The organism is Pseudoalteromonas aliena (assembly GCF_038155085.1).
GTDB classification, from domain to species: Bacteria; Pseudomonadota; Gammaproteobacteria; order Enterobacterales; family Alteromonadaceae; genus Pseudoalteromonas; species Pseudoalteromonas aliena_A.
The window spans coordinates 1-479 of the sequence record NZ_JBAKAU010000051.1 but is presented as its reverse complement, the minus strand read 5'-3'; the positions used below and the strand labels follow the sequence as shown (position 1 = coordinate 479).

The following is a 479-nucleotide window of genomic DNA, read 5'->3' as shown; positions in this document are numbered from 1 at the left end:
CATTGCTTACCGCATGAAAGAGCTTGCGACACAAGGTGCGAGTGATGCGAATGGTGCTAAAGAGTGGACTGCACAAAGTGCTGAGTATGATGCTCTAGCTAAAGAGTTAGGCAGTATTATGAAAAATACTTCTTTTGGTGGTACAGCTTTACTGGATAAAGCTACTGGTACGTTCGGCTCAGCCCAAGCAACTGCAAGAACGACTGATGTTACTTTTCAGGTTGGCTCTAGTGCTGCTGAAAAACTGGTGGTTGATATTGATGGTGATTTAGATACTGTTGATGCTTCTATTACCGGGTTTGCAACTGCCTTTACTGATGTTGCAACAGCGCAGGCTGAGTTGACTAAAGTTGATGATTTAATCGCTGCAGTCGGTACCGCTCGTTCATCACTAGGTGCATCAATGAACCGCCTTGAGCACACGATGACGAACGTAACAAACATGAAAGAAAATACACAAGCAGCGTCATCTACATTAA

General features: G+C 44.1%; 1 protein-coding gene. It reads left to right on the top strand.

Annotated features, from left to right (window positions below):
* A partial coding sequence (locus V6260_RS18505) for a flagellin (RefSeq protein WP_341595565.1) occupies window positions 1-479 on the top strand: 479 nt, incomplete at both ends.